We start from the raw sequence: 16,855 nt of genomic DNA on the forward strand, positions 1-16,855 counted from the left end.
GGCATCGGGCGACAGCCCTGCCGCGCGCAGCCGGTCGGCGACCGTCAGGCCTTCCGCGCCGGTTTCCGCCATGTGCTCCGCGCGCAGCCGTCCCGAATAGGCGTGGCTGCCGAGGCGGCTCGAGCCGAAGCAGATGCCTTCCTCGTCCTCGAAGGCCAGAACCTGCAGCGTCACGTCCGGCACGGTGCCGCGGTCGTGCAGCGCCTGCACGGTCTCGATGGCAGCCAGGATGCCCAGCGTGCCGTCGAAGCGGCCGGCATCGCGCACCGTGTCGAAATGCGAGCCGAGCGCCAGAACGGGGCGGTTGCCCGGCGCGCCGCCGGGATAGGTTCCGATCAGGTTGCCGGTGGCATCGCGGACGGTGTCCATGCCCGCCTCGCGCATCCAGCCGAGGATCATCTCCGCCGCCTGCCGCTGGGCGGGGCCGAGCGGCAGGCGGGTCAGGCGGTCCGGCTCGTCGGAGATCCGGGCCAGCGCGTCGATGCGCGCCAGGACCCGGGCGACGGCCGGGTGTCCGGCGTCAGGCATCCGCGAAGACGAGGTCCCGGTTGACGTCCTTGTAGAGCATGTAGGCCGAGCGCGTCCAACCGGTGGGATAGAAGAACTGCGGACAGAACGGTCCCATCCAGATGAAGTCGCCCTCCCAGACCTCGTGCCAGTCCTGGTCGAGCAGGTAGAGCCCCTGGCCCTCGAGCATCAGCAGGCCGTGCTCCATGATGTGGGTCTCGATGTCGGGGAAATGCACGCCCGGCTCGAAGGAGAGGATGTTGACCTCGAAATCGAAGCGCATGTCGCCATAGGGCATCAGGTGCTCCCAGGTGCGCCCGATCGTGCCGTTGTGGTTGATCTTCTCCAGCTTGTCGCGGTGCGAGATGATCACCGGCGGCGCGTCGAAGCCCTCGGCGGGGACATAGGGCTTGCGGATGTCCATCAGCCGGGCCGGAGCGCCGCCCGCGGCGGTGACGGTGTGGCCGGTCCCGGCGGGCAGGAAGGCATAGCCGCCCGCGGCGAGCTCGACCGGCTCATGGTCGTCGACGGTCAGCGTGACGCTGCCCTCGAGCACCCAGAACAGGTGCTGCAGCCGGTCGCGGACCCGGCCGCGGGTGCCGCCGCCGGAGGCGATTTCCAGGATCACCTGGCCGAATTTCGCGCCGAGCTGCGGTCCGGCGAGAAAGCGCGCCACGGTGTTCACCCATTGCGGCAGGTAGCTGTCCATCACGCCTTCGGGCGGCATCACCGCGTAGTTCGGGGTGACGCGGCAGCGGCCATGGCCGATGGCGCCGGGGCGGAACTGGCCGGGGGCGGTCTTGAAGTCGGACGGGAACATGTCAGGCTTTCTCCGCGGGCAGGACGGCGGTGACGATCAGCTCGACCAGATCGCCGTCGGGCATCTTCGACTCGACGAAGGAGCGGACCGGGCCGTAGCCCTCGGGCATCCATTCCTGCCAGACCGCGTCGAATTCCGGCTTGCGGTCATGGTCGGTGGTGACGACTTCGCATTTGACGATGGCGCGGCGGTCGATGCCTTCGGCCTCGAGATAGCCGTCGATCACCGCCATGGCGTCGCGGGCCTGGCCGGGCAGGTCGAGGCTGAGATCGCGCGAGGTGGCGACGCCCCAGAGGAACCCGCCGCCGCCGGGCAGGCGGTGGATGGCGACGCAGGACTTGCTGGGCATGTCCGGGACCGGAAGGCGCTCGATGGACTGGAACTTGGTGGTGGTCACGGATCAGGTCTCCTCGGAAGGTTTGGAAAGGGCCGCGCCGCCGCCGGTGCGGCGGCGCGCGATGGACATCAGGACGAGCGCGGTGGCGATCACCGCGAAGGAGACCAGCGTGGTCAGCGAGCCGAGCGCGTAGAGCACGGGCGTCGTGACGTTGTTGGTCATCGCGTAGATTTCCAGCGGCAGCGTGTTGTAGGCGCCGCCCGCCAGCACGGTGCGCGGCATCTCGTCATAGGAAAGCGAGAAGCCGAACAGCATCACGCCCACGACATTGGGCAGGATGATCGGGAAGGTGACATGCCGGAAGGTCTGCCAGCGGGTGGCGCCGGCATCGACCGCGGCCTCTTCGTAGGCCGGGTTCAGCCGGGCGAAGACGCCGATCATGATCAGCACGCCGAAGGGCAGGGTCCAGGTCAGGTGCGCGCCGAAGGCGCTGGTGTACCAGGACGTGCCCAGCCCGGTCTGGCTGAACAGGAGCCCGATGCCGAGGCTGACGAGGATCGACGGCACGATCAGGCTGGCGATGGTCAGCCAGAACAGCGTGCGCGCCCCGCGGAAGCCCTTGCGCAGGGCCATGCCGGCCGGCACCGCGATCAGCACGTTCACGAACATCACCAGGACCGCGAGGATCAGCGAGCGCTTCAGCGAGCCGCCGAAGTCGCCCACGCGCTGGACCTCGAAGAGCGAGGCGAACCAGTGCAGCGAGGCGTCCTTCAGCGGGAAGGTCAGGCCGCCCTGCGGCCCCTGGAAGGACAGGATCAGGATCGTGATCGTCGGCCCGTAGAGGAACAGCAGGAACAGGCCCATCAGGATCTGCAGGGCGCGGGAGAGGGGGCTGTGGCGGATCATAGGGCCCTCCGGATGTCGGTGCCGCGCAGGATGCCGCCGATCGCGGCCATCACCACGATGAGGAGCAGGACCGCATTGGCGCAGGCGGCAGGATATTGCAGCATGAGATCTGGTTGGTGATCAGCAGGCCCGTGGAGGCGCTCTGCCCGCCGCCCATCAGCCGCACGGTGACGAAATCGCCCATCACCAGCGTGATCACGAAGACCGAGCCGATGGCGAAGCCGGTCTTGGTCAGCGGCAGAACCACGCGGAACATGATCTGCAGCGGCGAGGCGCCTGCGTCGACGGCGGCCTCGATGATGCTGCGGTCGATCCGCGACATCGCGTTGAAGAGCGGCGTCACCATGAAGAGGGTGAAGAGATAGACATAGACCAGCACCACCGCGAAGCGCGAATAGAGCAGGAAGTCGAGCGGCTCGGCGGTCAGGCCGATATCCATCAGCATCGAGTTGATCAGCCCGTTGCGCCCGAGGAACGGCACCCAGGAGATCATCCGGATGATGTTCGAGGTCAGGAACGGGATGGTGCAGGCCATGAAGAAGATCGTCTTCATCACCGGCGAGCGGACATAGAAGGCGATGTAATAGGCCACCGCGAAGCCGAGCGCGCCGGTGATCGCCAGCGTGATCAGGGTGAACTGCACCGTGCTCCACATCGTCCGCCAGATGGTCGGCGATCCGAGCATTTCCGTGTAGTTGAAGGTCACGAAGGCCGGGATCACCCGGAAGCTGTCATAGTCCCAGAAGCTGACCACGACGATCAGCGCCAGCGGGATCAGCAGGAAGACGAAGAGCACCAGCGCCAGCGGCGCGATCTGCAGGTAGGGCAGCAGCCGGTCGAACCGGCCGTGAAGCGAGGGGGAAGGGGCGGCGCGCATCTCAGCCTCCTGCCGCGGCAAGCGGATGTTCGTCGGCGGGCATCCAGCTCAGCTGGACCTGGGCGCCGAGCGCATAGGGCGCGGCGAAGAAGGCGCGGTCCTCCAGCTCCGCCACATGGCGCCGGTCGGCGGCGTCCTCGGCAACGGTGACGCGCACCCGGCTGCCCTGGTATTCGACGGCGCCGACCGTGCCGGTGAGCGCGCGGGCCTCGGCCGGGACCGGTGCGGCCCCGGGAGCGAGCCGCAGGTGGTCGGCGCGCACCGAGACCGGGCCGCGGTCCGAGACCAGGATGTTGTGGCCGCCGATGAAGCGGGCGACGAATTCGTTGGCCGGGGTCTCGAACACCTCGCGGGCGGTGCCGCTCTGGCGGATTTCGCCCGACTGCATCACCACGACCTGGTCGCCGAGCGCCAGCGCCTCGTCCTGGCTGTGGGTGACGTGGATGAAGGTGATGCCGAGGTCGCGCTGGAACCGCTTCAGCTCCTCGCGCATCCGGATGCGCAGGAACGGGTCGAGCGCCGAGAGCGGCTCGTCGAGCAGCAGAACGGAGGGTTCGTTGACCAGCGCGCGGGCCAGCGCGACGCGCTGCTGCTGGCCGCCCGACAGCTCGTGCGGGCGCCGCGAGAGATAGTCCTGCATCTCGACCAGCTCGAGCAGCTCCTGCGCCTTGCGGTTGCGCTCGGCCTTGCCGATGCCGCGCATCCGCAGGCTGAAGGCGACGTTGTCGCGCGCGTCGAGATGCGGGAACAGCGCGTAGCTCTGGAACATCATCGCGGTGCCGCGCTGCGACGGCGGCTGGTGCGTCACCTGGCGGCCCTGCACCAGGATGTCGCCGGAGCTGGCGTCCTCATGCCCGGCGATCATCCTGAGCGTCGTCGACTTGCCGCAGCCGGAGGGGCCGAGCAGGCAGCAATAGCTGGCCTCGGCGATCTGCAGGTCGATGGCGTTCACGGCGGTCGACGCGCCGAACCTCTTGGTCAGCGAGACGAGCTCTACGTCCTTGTTGGGCATGGGCTTCCTGTCTGGTCGTGCTTGGGGCCGGAAGGGGGTGGGAGGGCGGCCGGGTGCCGCCCTCCGCGGTGGATCAGGCGGCGACGAACTCGTTCCACTTCATGATCATGTAGCGGTCCTCGTCCATGACCGAGTTCCAGCAGGCGACATTGCCCATGCGCTCTTCGAAGGAGCCGCCGTCGCGGACGGTGCCGACATCTTCCATCTTCACGCCCTCGGGGCTGACGATGTCCTCGGTGGCGGGCTTGCCTTCCATCCAGAAGCCCCACTCGTTCTCGGTCATGTGCTCCTTGGCGGTGCTCAGGACGGCCGAGTAGTAGCCTTCGCGGTTCAGATAGGCGCCGGCCCAGCCCGAGAGGTACCAGTTGATGTATTCATAGGCCGCGTCGAGCTGCAGCCCCTCGAGCCGCCGCGCCAGGCCCATGCCGCCGCCCCAGGCGCGGTAGCCTTCCTTCAGCGGCTGGTAGACGCAGGGCACGCCCTGCGAGCGCACGGCCGCCACGGCCGGGGACCACATCGACTGGATCACCACCTCGCCCGAGGTCATCAGGTTGACGCTTTCGTCGAAGCTCTTCCACAGGGCGCGGAAATGGCCGTCGCGCTTGGCCTTGATCAGGAATTCGACGGTCTGGTCGATCTCGTCGCGGGTCATGTTGCCCTTGTCGCCATAGGTCAGCACGCCCTGGGCTTCGAGGATCATCGCCGCGTCCATGATGCCGATGGACGGAATGTTGACCAGCGCCGCGCGGCCCTTGAACTCGGGGTCCATGATGTCCGCCCAGCTGGTGATCTGGCGGTCGATCATGTCGGTGCGGATGCCCAGCGTGTCGGCATTGTAGGTCGTCGGGATCAGCGACATCCACTCGGTCTCGCCGGCCGCGAAGGTGGTCGAGTCCGCGCCTTCGAGGAAGCCCACCGTATGCGGCGCGGTGCCCTGGGCGACCATGCTGTCGGGGCCCAGCTTGCCGGTCTTGAACAGCGGAACGATGTCGTCGTAGTAGCGGATCCGCTTGGTATCCATCGGCTGCAGAACGCCGGTGGGGAAGATCTTCTTGCAGCTGAAATACTCGATGTCGGCGATTTCGTAGCTGTCGGGCTGGGTGACGATGCGGTTGTTGACCGAGTCGGTGTCGAGCGCGGTGAACTGGATCGTGACGCCGATGTCTTCCTTGGCCTTGTGGGCGATGGCATTGGCGGCGGCGGTGCCGGTCGAGGTCGAGCGCAGCACGACATCCTTGATGTTCTGCGCCCAGACCATCGGCGCGGCCAGGGTCGAGCCGACGGCGGCGGCGCCGGTGGACTTGAGGAAGCTGCGGCGGGTCCACCCGGCGCGGGCGTTGGACATGGTCATCGTGGGGTCTCCTGTTGGCGAGAGGGGGCCGGACGGGCCGGTTCTGGTTGGACGCCGGATCAGCCGATCTCGGCGGCGGTGAATCCGTTGGGAACGTCGGAGGAGGGCTCGGCCAGCTTGTAGCGGCCGCGCGGCAGGAAACGGCCGGCGCCCTCGGGGGCCAGCACTTCGCCGTCCTGCATCGCGCGCGTCCCGCGCAGATAGGTGGCGACCGGCCAGCCGGTGACCTCGAGCCCGGCATAGGGGGTGTAATCGACCGCGTGCTGCATGACGGCGTTGTCCAGCGTCACCTTGCGGCCTGCATCCCACAGCACCAGGTCGGCATCGGCGCCGATCGCGATGTCGCCCTTCTGCGGCGCCAGGCCGTAGAGCTTCGCGGGATTGGCGGCGGTCAGGCGGACGAAATGGTCGAGCGTGATCCGGCCTTTCGAGACGCCTTCGGAGAAGACGATCGGCATCCGCGCGCCGACGCCGGGCACGCCGTTCGGGATCTCGGCGAAGCTGGCCTCCGGTCCGGCTGCGTCCTTGCCGTTCTTCCCGGTCAGGTTGAAGGCGGAATGGTCCGAGGAGACGACATCGATCACGCCGCGGCGGATCATGTCCCACATCCCCTCCTGGTCGGCCCTGCTGCGCGGTGCCGGGCTGCACATGAAGCCCGCGCCCTCCTGGCCGGGGCGGTCCATGTCGTCCTCGCTCAGCACCAGGTATTGCGGGCATGTCTCGCCCCAGACCTTCACGCCGCGTGCCTGGGCGCGGGCGATTTCCTCGGCCACTTCGGCGCAGGAGACGTGGAAGACCTGGATCGGCGTGCCGGTCAGTTCCGCGAGGCAGATCGCGCGGTAGGTGGCCTCGCGCTCGACCACCTTGGGCCGCGACCAGGCATGGTATTTCGGCCCGGTGCGGCCGTCGGCCAGCAGCTTTTTCGTCAGCCAGCCGATGGCGTGGTAATTCTCGCAATGCACCGCGACCATGGCGCCGCCGCGCCGCGCGGCCTCGAGCACCTCGAGGAATTCGGCATCGTTCAGCCGCGCCGCGTCATAGGTCAGGAAGGCCTTGAGGCTGCGGATGCCGCGCTCGATGATCTGCGGCACCTCGGCCATGACCTCGGGCGTCGCGTCATTGATGATCTGGTGGAAGGAATAGTCGATCCGGGACGCCTCGCCGCGGCGCAGGCTTTCCTGCAGCACCTCGGTTAGGCTGTGGTCCGGGATCTGCCCGAGGAAGGACACTGCCGAGGTGGTGCCGCCCGCCAGGGCCGAGCGGCCGCCGGTCGCCAGCGTTTCCGCGCCGTTGCCCATGCCCGGCTCGACCTGGTCGAGATGGCAATGGGTGTCGACGCCGCCCGGCGTCACGATCAGCCCCCTGGCATCGACGTCTTCCGCGGCAGGTCCGACCCGGCCGAGCTGCACGATGCGCCCGCCGGCAATGCCGATATCCATCTGCGTCACGTCCCGGCTGGTGGCAACGGTGGCGTTGCGGATGGCGAGATCGAGGGGCGTGGTCATGGCGGGGTCCTCCGGGCCGGTCATGGGTCTTGGTACCGGACCTTTTGCGCAAAATGTACTGTAATGTCATGTCAAAGTACTTAAATGCCACGACGTGATGATTTATTAAGCAAATTCCGGCGGAGTGGCGGCTTCATGGGCGCTGCGTGTCCGGAAAACGCAGCGGCCCGGCCGCAGGGGACCTGCGGCCGGGCCGGTTTCGCCCGCCGGGGCCGGATCAGTTCCGGCCGCGCAGCAGGCAGGCTGCGGAATGGCTGCCGCCGGGGAGGAGCCGCTTCAGCTCCGGGCGCTCCGCAAGATCCTCGCCCGCCTACGAGCCATTTGGGCGAGGCTCATCGCAACCATCGTCGCGTCCATGGCCACAGGTCGGCACCGTCGCCGGGACTTTGCCGCGGCCTGATCGCGTTCGACCCAAGAGGCAGATGCTGCCGCGGAAGCCGGAGCCTGACCCTTTGCCGTCAGTCCTGCGATCATGATCCCCGCCTCCGGGGGGGGGCACGAGCGCGCACCTGCGCCTGCCTTCGAAGGCGCGGCGGACGAAGTCGGCCTCAGGCCTGCGACAGCTCCTCAAGCAGCCGCGCGCATGCGGTGGACGAGTCCGCTCCGCGTTCCGCGCCCGGTCCGCAGCAGCCTCTCCGGAGCGGCCGCCGCTGTCCCGGGTGTCTTCGCCCTGCCTTCATCCAGCGCCGCGATGATGCGCGCCTCTCTTGAATTCGACCGCCGTTTCCAGGCCGTCGGCAGATGGCCGACCGACGTTCCGTCTCGCCCTTGGTCTGGGCGTCAATGATCTGCACCCCGCCGGAAGTGCTGCTCCGGACAGTTTCTGGATTCTGGCCCAAGGTCTTTCGGCGGCCTCTCCGGCAGGCAGAAAAGCGCAAGCACTCCTTCCATTGGCGGCGGGAGCCAACGCGTGTGATGCGGCGCCCGCTTTCGAACCGGAAAGGGCGCAGCAGGCCGGGGGCTGGAACCGGATATGAAGCGGTTGCATCAAGCCGGACAGGGGGACGGCCTGCGCCCGATCTTGCATGCCGGAGCGGCAGCTTTTGCCTCGCGCTTGCTGGAAGAGACCTTGCGCATCCCCCTCGATCGCCTGCATGCGGGGCGCGCGCCCCCGACCGGTGGCGCCGCCTACCCGTTCCAAGTGTCGATCACCGTCCGATGCATGCCATGTTCTGCCTCCGGCCCGGCGACCGTCGCATCCCCTAGATCGGCTCCGGGACCGCCTGACCATACGGAGGCCAGTCCGGAGGATCGGTCTCTGCATCCTTCCGATGCCCTGACCTTTCCCCGGCTCCCGGACGGGGCCGACATGCACGATGCGGCCACAATGGGGGCCATGTCGATCCTGGCCTGCGCAGGGGTCCGGCCGCCGATGCCGGAGAGGTGGCGCTGCCGGTTGCAGGAGATTCGATGCATTCGAATAGCGCGGCTTTCGCCTCCTGGCGTGACCGGAACTTGGGGCGGCGGACCAACGCGTCCTTCGGCGATCCGGAGGCGCTCTCCATGGGTCGCCCGGCGCCGTCGCACGGCCCCCCGGACCGTGCGATCCGCCGAGGCGGACCAGCTTGAACTCGGGGAAATCGCCCTTCCTGCTCATTGCGGCGGAGGCCTTCCTGGCATCGAGAAGCCGTCGATAGCCGCCGCATGCCGGCCCCCTCGGACGCCCATCCGTTTGCCAAGCGCGCCCCTCGCCAGCCGCCGCCGGTTCGGGTCGAGCCGGCCCACCGGCAGCGCGTAGCAAAGCTCGATCGCGGTGATCCGCACGGGCTCGGTCTCGGGCGCGGTGAACTTGAAGACCGCGTCATGCTCGGCGGTAAAGACGGCGCGCATCGCGGCTTCGGTCAGCTGCGCGGGATCGCCCAAGGGGACCAGCAGGTCCGAACTCTGCCCGGCATAGCGCATCCGCGCCGTCGCTGTCAGGCGCCCGCCGGAGCGCTGCGCCTCGGCCTCGGCCAGAACCGCCATCTCGGCCAGCGCGGCTTGCGCATCCTTCACGGCGGCACCGTCGAGCAACCGGCGGAAGCTGCGCGACTTGTGGATCTCGATCTCGGCACAGAGCAGGCCGAGTGCCGAGAACACGCCCGGCGCGGGCGGCACGATGACCTTGCCGCAGCCCAGCGTTTCGGCAATCCCGGCGGCGAAGAGCGGGCCGTTGCCGCCAAAGGCGAAGACCGCGAAATCGCGCGGATCCTGGCCGCGTTCGGTCGTGACCGCTCGGATCGCCTGGATCATCGTCATGCAGGAAAGCGTGAAGACGCCATGCGCGGCCTCTTCCGGCGCCTTGCCGAGCGGCCCGGCCAGCTGCGTGTCGCAGGTGGCGACGGCGGCGGCTCGGTCGAGCTGCATCTCGCCCCCCGCGATCGAGTTTTCGTTGAGATAGCCCAGCGTCAGGTTGCAGTCGGTGACAGTCAGCTCGGTGCCGCCATTGCCGTAGCAGACCGGCCCCGGATTGGACCCGGCCGAGCGCGGCCCGACCTGCGGCACGCCCGCCGCGTCGCGCGCGACGATGGAGCCGCGGCAGCAGCGTCAAGAGCACCCCGGCCATCGCCAGCCCGGTGCAGACCAGCGCGGCGCGGCGGCGGCCGAAGCGCTCGGCGGCACGGGCGCTTGCCACGGCAGCATAGGTCGAGGGCAGGAAGGCGATCGAGACCAGCCCGACGGCATGCTGGCCGAGGCCCATCTCCGGCGACAGCAGGTGGAAACCGATCACGTTGAAGAAGGCGACGAAGCAGGCCATCAGCAGGAAGCCCTGCAGCACCGCCTCGCGCAGGCCGGGAGTGGCCAGATGCATCAGATAGGCCGCCATCGCCGGACCGAGCCGGGCCCGGCGCGGGCGGAAGTTGCGCGAGGCCGGAAGCCAGAGCCAGAGCATCGCCGCCGAGACGAGCGCCACGCCGGCCAGTGGGCGGTCTTCGCCGTGCTCGCGATCCTCGCGGGGCTGGTCGCCTGGTTCCTCGTGCTGAATGCCGAAGGCCGCCGCGCCGTCGAGGACGAATTCGAGATGCAGGCCCGGGCGCTTTCCGACGAGAACGCCCGCCGCCGTGCGTCCGACGAGGCGGCGCAGGCGGCGCGCGAGGCGGCGGAGGCGGCGAATTTCGCCAAGTCGCGCTTCCTGACCGGGCTCAGCCACGAACTTCGCTCGCCGCTCAACTCGATCTTCGGCTATGCCCAGCTGATGGAGCGCGCGCCGGAGACGCAAGCCACCGCCACGGCCGTGATCCGCCGCAGCGCCGAGCACCTGACCGACCTGATCGACGGGCTTCAGGACATCTCGCGGGTCGAAAGCGGCACGCTGGTGCTGGCGCGCGACCGCATCGCGCTGCCCGAGCTTCTGGACCAGCTCGCCGGCATGTTCCGCCTGCAGGCCGGGGCCAAGGGGATCGGCTTCTCCTACGAGCGCCGCGGACGGCTGCCGCGCCATGTCATGGCCGACCGCAAGCGGCTGCGCCAGGTGCTGATCAACCTGCTGGCCAATGCGGTGAAGTTCACCGCCGAAGGCGAGGCCGGGATGCGCGCCGCCTATCGCGGCTCGACTCTCGAAATCGAGGTCTTCGATACCGGGATCGGCATCCCGCAGGCGGATCTGGAGCGGATCTTCCAGCCTTTCGACCGCGGCAGCTCGGCGGCGGCGGAGGCGGTGCCGGGCACCGGCCTGGGCCTGACCATCACCAAGCTGCTGGTCGAGATCATGGGCGGCACGCTGTCGGTCGAGAGCCGCGAGGGCGAGGGCACGCGGATCACGCTGCGGCTGATGATGTTCGAGGCGGCCGCGCCCGCGCCCGAAGAGGACGCGCCGGTGCTCGGCTATGCCGGGGCGCGACGCTGCTGGGCTCCGCGACCCGCGCCGTCGCCGCCACGCCGGTTTCCGGCGGCTCCCTGCGCGCGGCCGGCTGGTCCTCCTCGACCGCCGACACGCTCGACCCGGCCAAGGCCTCGAACACCACGGACTATGTCCGCGCCTGCTCTTTCTACAACCGCCTGACCTTCCTCGACGAGACCGGCCTGCCGCAGATGGAGCTGGCCGAGGCCGTCGAGACCGCCGACGCCAAGACCTGGCAGATCAAACTGAAATCCGGCGTCACCTTCCACAGCGGAAAGACGCTGTCGGCCGCCGACGTGGTCTGGTCGCTGAAACGCCATCTCGACCCGGCCACGGGCTCGAAGGTCAACGCGATCGCCCAGCAGATGGCCGAGATCGACACCGTCGACGACCTGACCGTCAAGATCGTGCTGGCCGAGCCGAATGCCGACCTGCCGACCATCCTGGCGCTGCACCACTTCATGATCCTCGCCGAGGGCACCTCGGATTTCACCACCGCCAACGGCACCGGCGCCTTCACCTGCGAGACCTTCGAGCCGGGCGTGCGGTCGATCGGCACGAAGAACCCGAACTACTTCAAGCCCGAAGGCCCCTATCTCGACTCGATCGAGTTCTTCGCGATCTCCGACAACAACGCGCGGATGAACGCGCTGCTGTCCGGCGACATCGATCTGGCCGCCAAGATGAACCCGCGCTCGATGCGGATGCTCGACGGCAAGCCCGGCATCACCAACTACGTGACCACCGCGGGCAACTACACCAACCTCAACATCCGGCTCGATCTGGAACCGGGCGCCAAGGCCGGCTTCGTCGAAGGGATGAAGCACCTGATCAACCGCGAGATGATCCAGAAATCGATCCTCCGAGGCTATGCCGATATCGGCAATGACCAGCCGGTGCCGACCAACAACCGCTACTACAACACCGAGCTCGAGGCCCCCGCCTACGATCCGGAACGCGCCAAGCACGCCTTCGAGAAGGCCGGGCTGCTGGGCACCGAGATCCCGATGACCGCCTCGGATGCGGCGGCCTCCTCGGTCGACATGGCGACGATCGTGCAGCAGGCCGGTGCGGAGATCGGCATGAAGCTGACCGTCGACCGGGTGCCGAATGACGGCTACTGGTCGAACTACTGGCTGAAGGCGCCGGTGCATTTCGGCCATATCAACCCGCGCCCGACCCCGGACATCCTGTTCTCGCTGCTCTACGCCTCGGATGCGCCCTGGAACGAGAGCCAGTACAAGTCGGAAACGTTCGACGCGAAGCTGAAAGAGGCCCGCGGCATGACCGACGAGGCCAAGCGCAAGGAGATCTACTGGGATCTGCAGGCGATGGTGTCGAAGGAAGCCGGGACCATCATCCCCGCCTACATGGGCAACATCGACAGCTTCACCGACAAGCTCCAGGGCATGAAGGACAACCCGCTGGGCGGCCTGATGGGCTGCGCCTTCGCGGAATATGTCTGGCTCGCCGCCTGATCCGAGCAACCCCGGCGCCGCGGGCCTGACCCGCGGCCTCCCCCTCAACCGCAGGAGGCGCGCCTTGCCCCGATCCCTGACCTTCTACATCCTGATCGCCCAGCGGCTGGGCATCGCGGCGGTGACGCTGGTCATCGTATCCTTCGCGGTGTTCTTCGCCACCGAACTGCTGCCCGGCGATGTCGCCCAGGTCCTTCTCGGCCAGGCCGCAACCGAAGAGGCCGTGGCCGGGCTGCGCCAGGCGATGGGGCTCGACGAGCCCGCGATCTGGCGCTTCCTGTCCTGGCTCGGCGGGCTCGCCACCGGCGATTTCGGCATGTCCTATGTCAGCAACATCCCCGTCGCCGAGCTGATCTCGGACCGGCTGTCGAACTCGCTGCGGCTTGCCGCGGTGACCACGGCGATCTCGGTGCCGCTGGCGCTGGCGCTGGGGATCGGCGCCGCGATGTGGCAGGGCTCGCTTTTCGACCGCGCCGTCTCGATCCTGACCATCTCGGTCATCTCGGTGCCGGAATTCATGGTCGCCACGCTCGCCGTGCTGATCTTCGCGGTCTGGCTGAACTGGCTTCCCGCGCTGTCCTACGGCGCCGAGGCAGGCTCCTTCGGCGCCATGCTGAAGGCCTATGCCATGCCGGTGATCACGCTGGGCTTCGTGGTCTCGGCGCAGATGATCCGCATGACCCGCGCCGCGGTGATCGAGACGATCAACACCCCCTATGTCGAAATGGCCCTGCTCAAGGGCGCCTCGCGCCGCCGCATGGTGCTGGGCCATGCGCTGCCGAACGCGCTCGGTCCGATCGCCAACGCGGTCGCGCTGTCGCTCAGCTATCTCGTCGGCGGCGTGATCATCGTCGAGACGATCTTCAACTATCCGGGCGTCGCCAAGCTGATGGTCGACGCGGTTTCCACCCGCGACCTGCCGCTGATCCAGTCCTGCGCGATGATCTTCTGCGTCAGCTACCTGCTCTTGATCACAATCGCCGACCTGACCGCCATCCTGTCCAACCCGAGGCTGCGCCGATGATCTCCGTTCTCCGCACATCCCCGCGCCCGGGCGGCACCGGCCCGACCTGGCGCTTCAACTGGGTCGGCCGCATCGGCCTCGCCATGATCCTGTTCTGGGCCTTCGTCGCCATCTTCGCGCCGATGATCGCCCCCTATCCGATCGGCGAGATCGCCGACTGGGACTATTTCGGCCCGATGAGCGGCCAGTTCTGGCTGGGCAGCGACTATCTGGGCCGCGACGTTCTCAGCCGCATCCTGGTGGGCTCGCGCTACACTGTCGGCATCTCTCTGGCTGCGGTCTTCGTCGCCTGCGCGGGCGGCGTGATCCTCGGCATGGTCGCCGCCGTGATGGGCGGGATCTTCGACACGCTGCTGTCGCGGCTCCTCGACGCCTTCAACGGCATCCCCTCGCTGCTTTTCGGGCTCGTGGTCGTGGCCGCGGTCGGCTCGTCGATCCCGGTGCTGGTGCTGACGCTCGCAGCGATCTACCTGCCCGGCGCCTACCGCTTCGCCCGCGCCCTGTCGGTCAATGTCAACGCGATGGATTTCGTCACCGTCGCCCGCGCCCGCGGCGAACGCACCCCCTACCTGATCTTCCGCGAGATCTTCCCGAACATCCTCGGGCCGGTGCTGGCGGATCTCGGCGTGCGCTTCGTCTTCATCGTGCTGCTGCTGTCGGGCCTGTCGTTCCTCGGCCTCGGCGTGCAGCCGCCGAATGCCGACTGGGGCGCGCTGGTGCGCGAGAACATCGAGGGCCTGTCCCTCGGCGCGCCCGCCGTGATCTTCCCCTGCATCGCCATCGCCACGCTGACCATCTCGGTCAACATGTTCATCGACAACCTTCCCAAGAAGATCCGCGACAGGAGCGAATGATGACGCAGCAGCCCCTCGTTTCCGTCCGCGACCTGCGCATCGGCGCCGTCACCGATGCCGGGCGCAAGGTCGAGATCATCAAGGGCCTCGATTTCGACATCCATCCCGGCGAGATCGTCGCGCTGATCGGCGAATCCGGCTCGGGAAAGACCACGACCGCGCTGTCGCTGATGGGCCATTGCCGCCCCGGCTGCGCGATCACCGGCGGTTCGATCCGCGTCGGCCGCCATGACGTCGCCGCGATGAGCGAAAGCGCCCGCGCCCATCTGCGCGGCACCGAGGTCAGCTACGTTCCCCAGTCGGCTGCGGCCGCCTTCAACCCGTCGAAGCGGATCATGGAGCAGGTGATCGAGATCACCGACATCCACGGACTGATGCCGAAGGCCGAGGCCGAGAAGAAGGCGGTGGAGCTCTTCCGCGCGCTCGCCCTGCCCCATCCCGACACGATCGGCACGCGCTATCCCCACCAGGTCTCTGGCGGGCAGCTGCAGCGGCTTGCCGCCGCCATGGCGCTGATCGGCGATCCGGAACTGGTGATCTTCGACGAGCCGACCACCGCGCTCGACGTGACCACCCAGATCGAAGTCCTCAAGGCCTTCAAGTCGGTGATGGCCGCGGGCGGCATCGCCGGGGTCTATGTCAGCCACGACCTTGCCGTGGTGGCGCAGGTCGCCGACCGGATCATCGTGCTCAAGGGCGGCGAGATCCAGGAAGAGGGCGGCACCGAAGACATCCTGCACCGTCCCGCGCATCCCTATACCAAGGCGCTCCTGGCCGCCTTCGAGCCGGTGCCGCATGTCCCGGCCACGCGCGACAAGGCGCCGAACGAGGCGCCGATCCTGCAGGTGGAGCACCTCTTCGCGGGCTATGGCGCGGTCCGCAAGGGCGAGCCGGACGTGAAGATCCTCAAGGACGTGAATTTCCGGATCGAGCGCGGCAAGAACCTCGGCGTGATCGGCGAAAGCGGATCCGGCAAGTCGACCCTAGCCCGCGCCGTGGCCGGCATCCTGCCCGCCTATCGCGGCGCGATGAAATTCGACGGGGCCGAGCTGCGCCCCGACCTGCAGTCACGCAGCAAGGACCAGCTGCGCCGCTGCCAGATGGTGTTCCAGCTCGCCGACACCGCGCTGAACCCGGCGCAATCGATCGAGGCGATCCTGTCGCGGCCGCTGGCCTTCTATCACGGGCTGTCGGGACGGGCGAAGGCGGCGCGGGTCGCGGAGCTTCTCGACATGGTGCACCTGCCCGCCGCCATGCGCCACCGCCTGCCGGGCGAACTGTCGGGCGGACAGAAGCAGCGGATCAACCTCGCGCGCGCGCTCGCCGCCGAGCCCGAGCTGATCCTCTGCGACGAGATCACCTCGGCGCTCGACACGGTGGTCGCCGCCGCGATCCTCGACCTGCTGAAGGAGCTGCAGAGCGAGCTGGGCCTGAGCTACATGTTCATCAGCCACGACCTCTCGACGGTGGAGGCAATCTGCGACGAGGTGCTGGTGATGCTGAAGGGCGAGGTGGTCGAACAGCTGCCCGCCGCACGGATGGCCGCGGATGCGCAGCACCCCTATTCGCGGCTGCTGATCTCCTCGGTGCCGCAGCTCGATACCGGCTGGCTCGCGGGGCTCGACCGCGCGGGCTGATCAGGCGAAGGGATTGGAAATGCGCAGGCGGCCCTCGACCAGGAGGCCGTCCTGCATGTCCTCGCTCAAGAGCGTGTCGCAACCGTCGGCAAGGGCGGCCGCGACGATTATCGACTCGCAGACCGCAAAGCCGTAGCGCGCTCCCAGCGCCCGGCCGATGTCATGGACCTCCGCGGTCAGCGGCAGCACGCGGCAGACCCGGCAGATGCCGTGCAGGAACTCGTCCGCCTCGTCCCGGGTCATCCGCGCCTTGCGCAGGCAGTTGACCAGCGCTTTGTTCAGCACCTGCACGCTGATCGTGCCGCCCCCGGCCAGAACCGCCTCGGCGCGCTCCGCTTTGGGCCCATCGTCCAGCAGGCAGAGGATCACGTTGGTGTCGAGGAACCGTCCCGGCATCGCCGCCTAGCGCCCGGCCGCCTCGTTGCGTCCCAGCCGCTCGGCGGCGGGAAGCCGTCCGCGGAACTTGCGCAGCCCGGCGAGGATCTCCTCGGGCCGCTGGTGGCGCCGCACCTCCAGCCCGGCATCGCCCGCGACCAGCTCGATGTCGTCGCCCTCGCGCAGCCCCAACTCGCGCACCAGCTCGGCGGGCAGGCGCACGGCCAGCGAATTTCCCCATTTCGCGATCTGCATGCTCCGGCCCTCCGCGCATGGATATACATGCGGGATGTATATCCCCCTGCCCTTTCCGCGAGGGCGCGGGGGAGGGGCCGGGGAGGGGGCGGTCCCC

15 protein-coding genes and 1 pseudogene are annotated in these 16,855 nt (G+C 68.4%); 5 read left to right on the forward strand and 11 right to left on the reverse strand.

What is annotated here, in order from left to right:
- Window positions 1–123 precede the first annotated feature (123 nt).
- The 9 genes and pseudogenes from C7T91_RS39980 to C7T91_RS24430 form a co-directional block, all read right to left on the reverse strand.
- Window positions 124–528: pseudogene (locus tag C7T91_RS39980) on the reverse strand (M28 family peptidase); the annotation flags it as partial.
- Window positions 521–1,327, reverse strand: coding sequence for a (S)-ureidoglycine aminohydrolase (gene allE / locus C7T91_RS24395; protein ID WP_108262016.1), 807 nt, complete (start codon window positions 1,325–1,327; stop codon window positions 521–523). The pseudogene C7T91_RS39980 and the gene allE, both read right to left, overlap by 8 nt.
- 1 nt (window position 1,328) lies before the next feature.
- Complete coding sequence (locus C7T91_RS24400) at window positions 1,329–1,724, reverse strand: Rid family hydrolase (RefSeq protein WP_236638480.1); 396 nt, start codon at window positions 1,722–1,724, stop codon at window positions 1,329–1,331.
- Window positions 1,725–1,727: 3 nt separating this feature from the next.
- A complete protein-coding gene (locus C7T91_RS24405) occupies window positions 1,728–2,570 on the reverse strand; it encodes an ABC transporter permease (RefSeq protein WP_236638481.1) in 843 nt (280 codons plus the stop codon).
- A 49-nt stretch (window positions 2,571–2,619) separates the two neighbouring features.
- Window positions 2,620–3,447, reverse strand: coding sequence for an ABC transporter permease (locus C7T91_RS24410; protein ID WP_330848885.1), 828 nt, complete (start codon window positions 3,445–3,447; stop codon window positions 2,620–2,622).
- Between the two features lies 1 nt (window position 3,448).
- The gene (locus C7T91_RS24415; protein ID WP_108262018.1) at window positions 3,449–4,459 is read right to left on the reverse strand and encodes an ABC transporter ATP-binding protein; all 1,011 of its coding nucleotides are present in this window, start codon (window positions 4,457–4,459) and stop codon (window positions 3,449–3,451) included.
- Between the two features lie 73 nt (window positions 4,460–4,532).
- The gene (locus C7T91_RS24420; RefSeq protein WP_108262020.1) at window positions 4,533–5,810 is read right to left on the reverse strand and encodes an ABC transporter substrate-binding protein; all 1,278 of its coding nucleotides are present in this window, start codon (window positions 5,808–5,810) and stop codon (window positions 4,533–4,535) included.
- Window positions 5,811–5,869: 59 nt separating this feature from the next.
- Window positions 5,870–7,315, reverse strand: a complete 1,446-nt coding sequence (gene hydA / locus C7T91_RS24425) for a dihydropyrimidinase (protein WP_108262022.1) — start codon at window positions 7,313–7,315, stop codon at window positions 5,870–5,872.
- Window positions 7,316–8,908: 1,593 nt separating this feature from the next.
- Window positions 8,909–9,799: a hydantoinase/oxoprolinase family protein gene (locus tag C7T91_RS24430; protein ID WP_161556090.1), complete on the reverse strand. Its 891-nt coding sequence runs from the start codon at window positions 9,797–9,799 to the stop codon at window positions 8,909–8,911.
- Between C7T91_RS24430 and C7T91_RS24435 the strand changes: the two genes are divergently transcribed.
- From C7T91_RS24435 to C7T91_RS24455, 5 genes are all read left to right on the forward strand, one after another.
- Window positions 9,765–11,297 carry a sensor histidine kinase gene (locus tag C7T91_RS24435; RefSeq protein WP_145963009.1) on the forward strand — a complete coding sequence of 511 codons (1,533 nt, stop codon included), beginning with the start codon at window positions 9,765–9,767 and terminating at the stop codon, window positions 11,295–11,297. The genes C7T91_RS24430 and C7T91_RS24435 overlap by 35 nt on opposite strands.
- 29 nt (window positions 11,298–11,326) lie before the next feature.
- Window positions 11,327–12,613 (forward strand): ABC transporter substrate-binding protein, encoded by a 1,287-nt coding sequence (locus C7T91_RS24440; protein WP_201742254.1) that lies wholly within the window; start codon window positions 11,327–11,329, stop codon window positions 12,611–12,613.
- Between the two features lie 64 nt (window positions 12,614–12,677).
- A complete protein-coding gene (locus C7T91_RS24445) occupies window positions 12,678–13,637 on the forward strand; it encodes an ABC transporter permease (protein ID WP_236638482.1) in 960 nt (319 codons plus the stop codon).
- On the forward strand, window positions 13,634–14,491 hold the full coding sequence (locus C7T91_RS24450; protein ID WP_108262030.1) for an ABC transporter permease: 858 nt from the start codon (window positions 13,634–13,636) through the stop codon (window positions 14,489–14,491). Before C7T91_RS24445 ends, C7T91_RS24450 begins: the two co-directional genes overlap by 4 nt.
- Window positions 14,491–16,128 carry an ABC transporter ATP-binding protein gene (locus tag C7T91_RS24455; protein ID WP_108262032.1) on the forward strand — a complete coding sequence of 546 codons (1,638 nt, stop codon included), beginning with the start codon at window positions 14,491–14,493 and terminating at the stop codon, window positions 16,126–16,128. Before C7T91_RS24450 ends, C7T91_RS24455 begins: the two co-directional genes overlap by 1 nt.
- On the opposite strand, the gene C7T91_RS24460 is transcribed toward C7T91_RS24455, so the two are convergent.
- Both C7T91_RS24460 and C7T91_RS24465 read right to left on the reverse strand, forming a co-directional pair.
- Window positions 16,129–16,524: a PIN domain-containing protein gene (locus C7T91_RS24460; protein WP_108262034.1), complete on the reverse strand. Its 396-nt coding sequence runs from the start codon at window positions 16,522–16,524 to the stop codon at window positions 16,129–16,131.
- Window positions 16,525–16,530: 6 nt separating this feature from the next.
- Window positions 16,531–16,758, reverse strand: coding sequence for an AbrB/MazE/SpoVT family DNA-binding domain-containing protein (locus tag C7T91_RS24465; RefSeq protein ID WP_108262036.1), 228 nt, complete (start codon window positions 16,756–16,758; stop codon window positions 16,531–16,533).
- Window positions 16,759–16,855 lie beyond the last annotated feature (97 nt).

Origin of the sequence: Mangrovicoccus ximenensis (assembly GCF_003056725.1) — a bacterium.
In the GTDB taxonomy this organism is placed as follows: Bacteria; Pseudomonadota; Alphaproteobacteria; order Rhodobacterales; family Rhodobacteraceae; genus Mangrovicoccus; species Mangrovicoccus ximenensis.

Bases quoted from the DNA above. Each gene is read 5' to 3' on its own strand.
- allE (WP_108262016.1), bottom strand. From the start codon at position 1,327: ATGTTCCCGTCCGACTTCAAGACCGCCCCCGGCCAGTTCCGCCCCGGC.
- C7T91_RS24405 (WP_236638481.1), bottom strand. From the start codon at position 2,570: ATGATCCGCCACAGCCCCCTCTCCCGCGCCCTGCAGATCCTGATGGGC.
- C7T91_RS24410 (WP_330848885.1), bottom strand. From the start codon at position 3,447: ATGCGCGCCGCCCCTTCCCCCTCGCTTCACGGCCGGTTCGACCGGCTG.
- C7T91_RS24415 (WP_108262018.1), bottom strand. From the start codon at position 4,459: ATGCCCAACAAGGACGTAGAGCTCGTCTCGCTGACCAAGAGGTTCGGC.
- C7T91_RS24420 (WP_108262020.1), bottom strand. From the start codon at position 5,810: ATGACCATGTCCAACGCCCGCGCCGGGTGGACCCGCCGCAGCTTCCTC.
- hydA (WP_108262022.1), bottom strand. From the start codon at position 7,315: ATGACCACGCCCCTCGATCTCGCCATCCGCAACGCCACCGTTGCCACC.
- C7T91_RS24440 (WP_201742254.1), top strand. From the start codon at position 11,327: ATGGAGCTGGCCGAGGCCGTCGAGACCGCCGACGCCAAGACCTGGCAG.
- C7T91_RS24450 (WP_108262030.1), top strand. From the start codon at position 13,634: ATGATCTCCGTTCTCCGCACATCCCCGCGCCCGGGCGGCACCGGCCCG.
- C7T91_RS24455 (WP_108262032.1), top strand. From the start codon at position 14,491: ATGACGCAGCAGCCCCTCGTTTCCGTCCGCGACCTGCGCATCGGCGCC.
- C7T91_RS24460 (WP_108262034.1), bottom strand. From the start codon at position 16,524: ATGCCGGGACGGTTCCTCGACACCAACGTGATCCTCTGCCTGCTGGAC.
- C7T91_RS24465 (WP_108262036.1), bottom strand. From the start codon at position 16,758: ATGCAGATCGCGAAATGGGGAAATTCGCTGGCCGTGCGCCTGCCCGCC.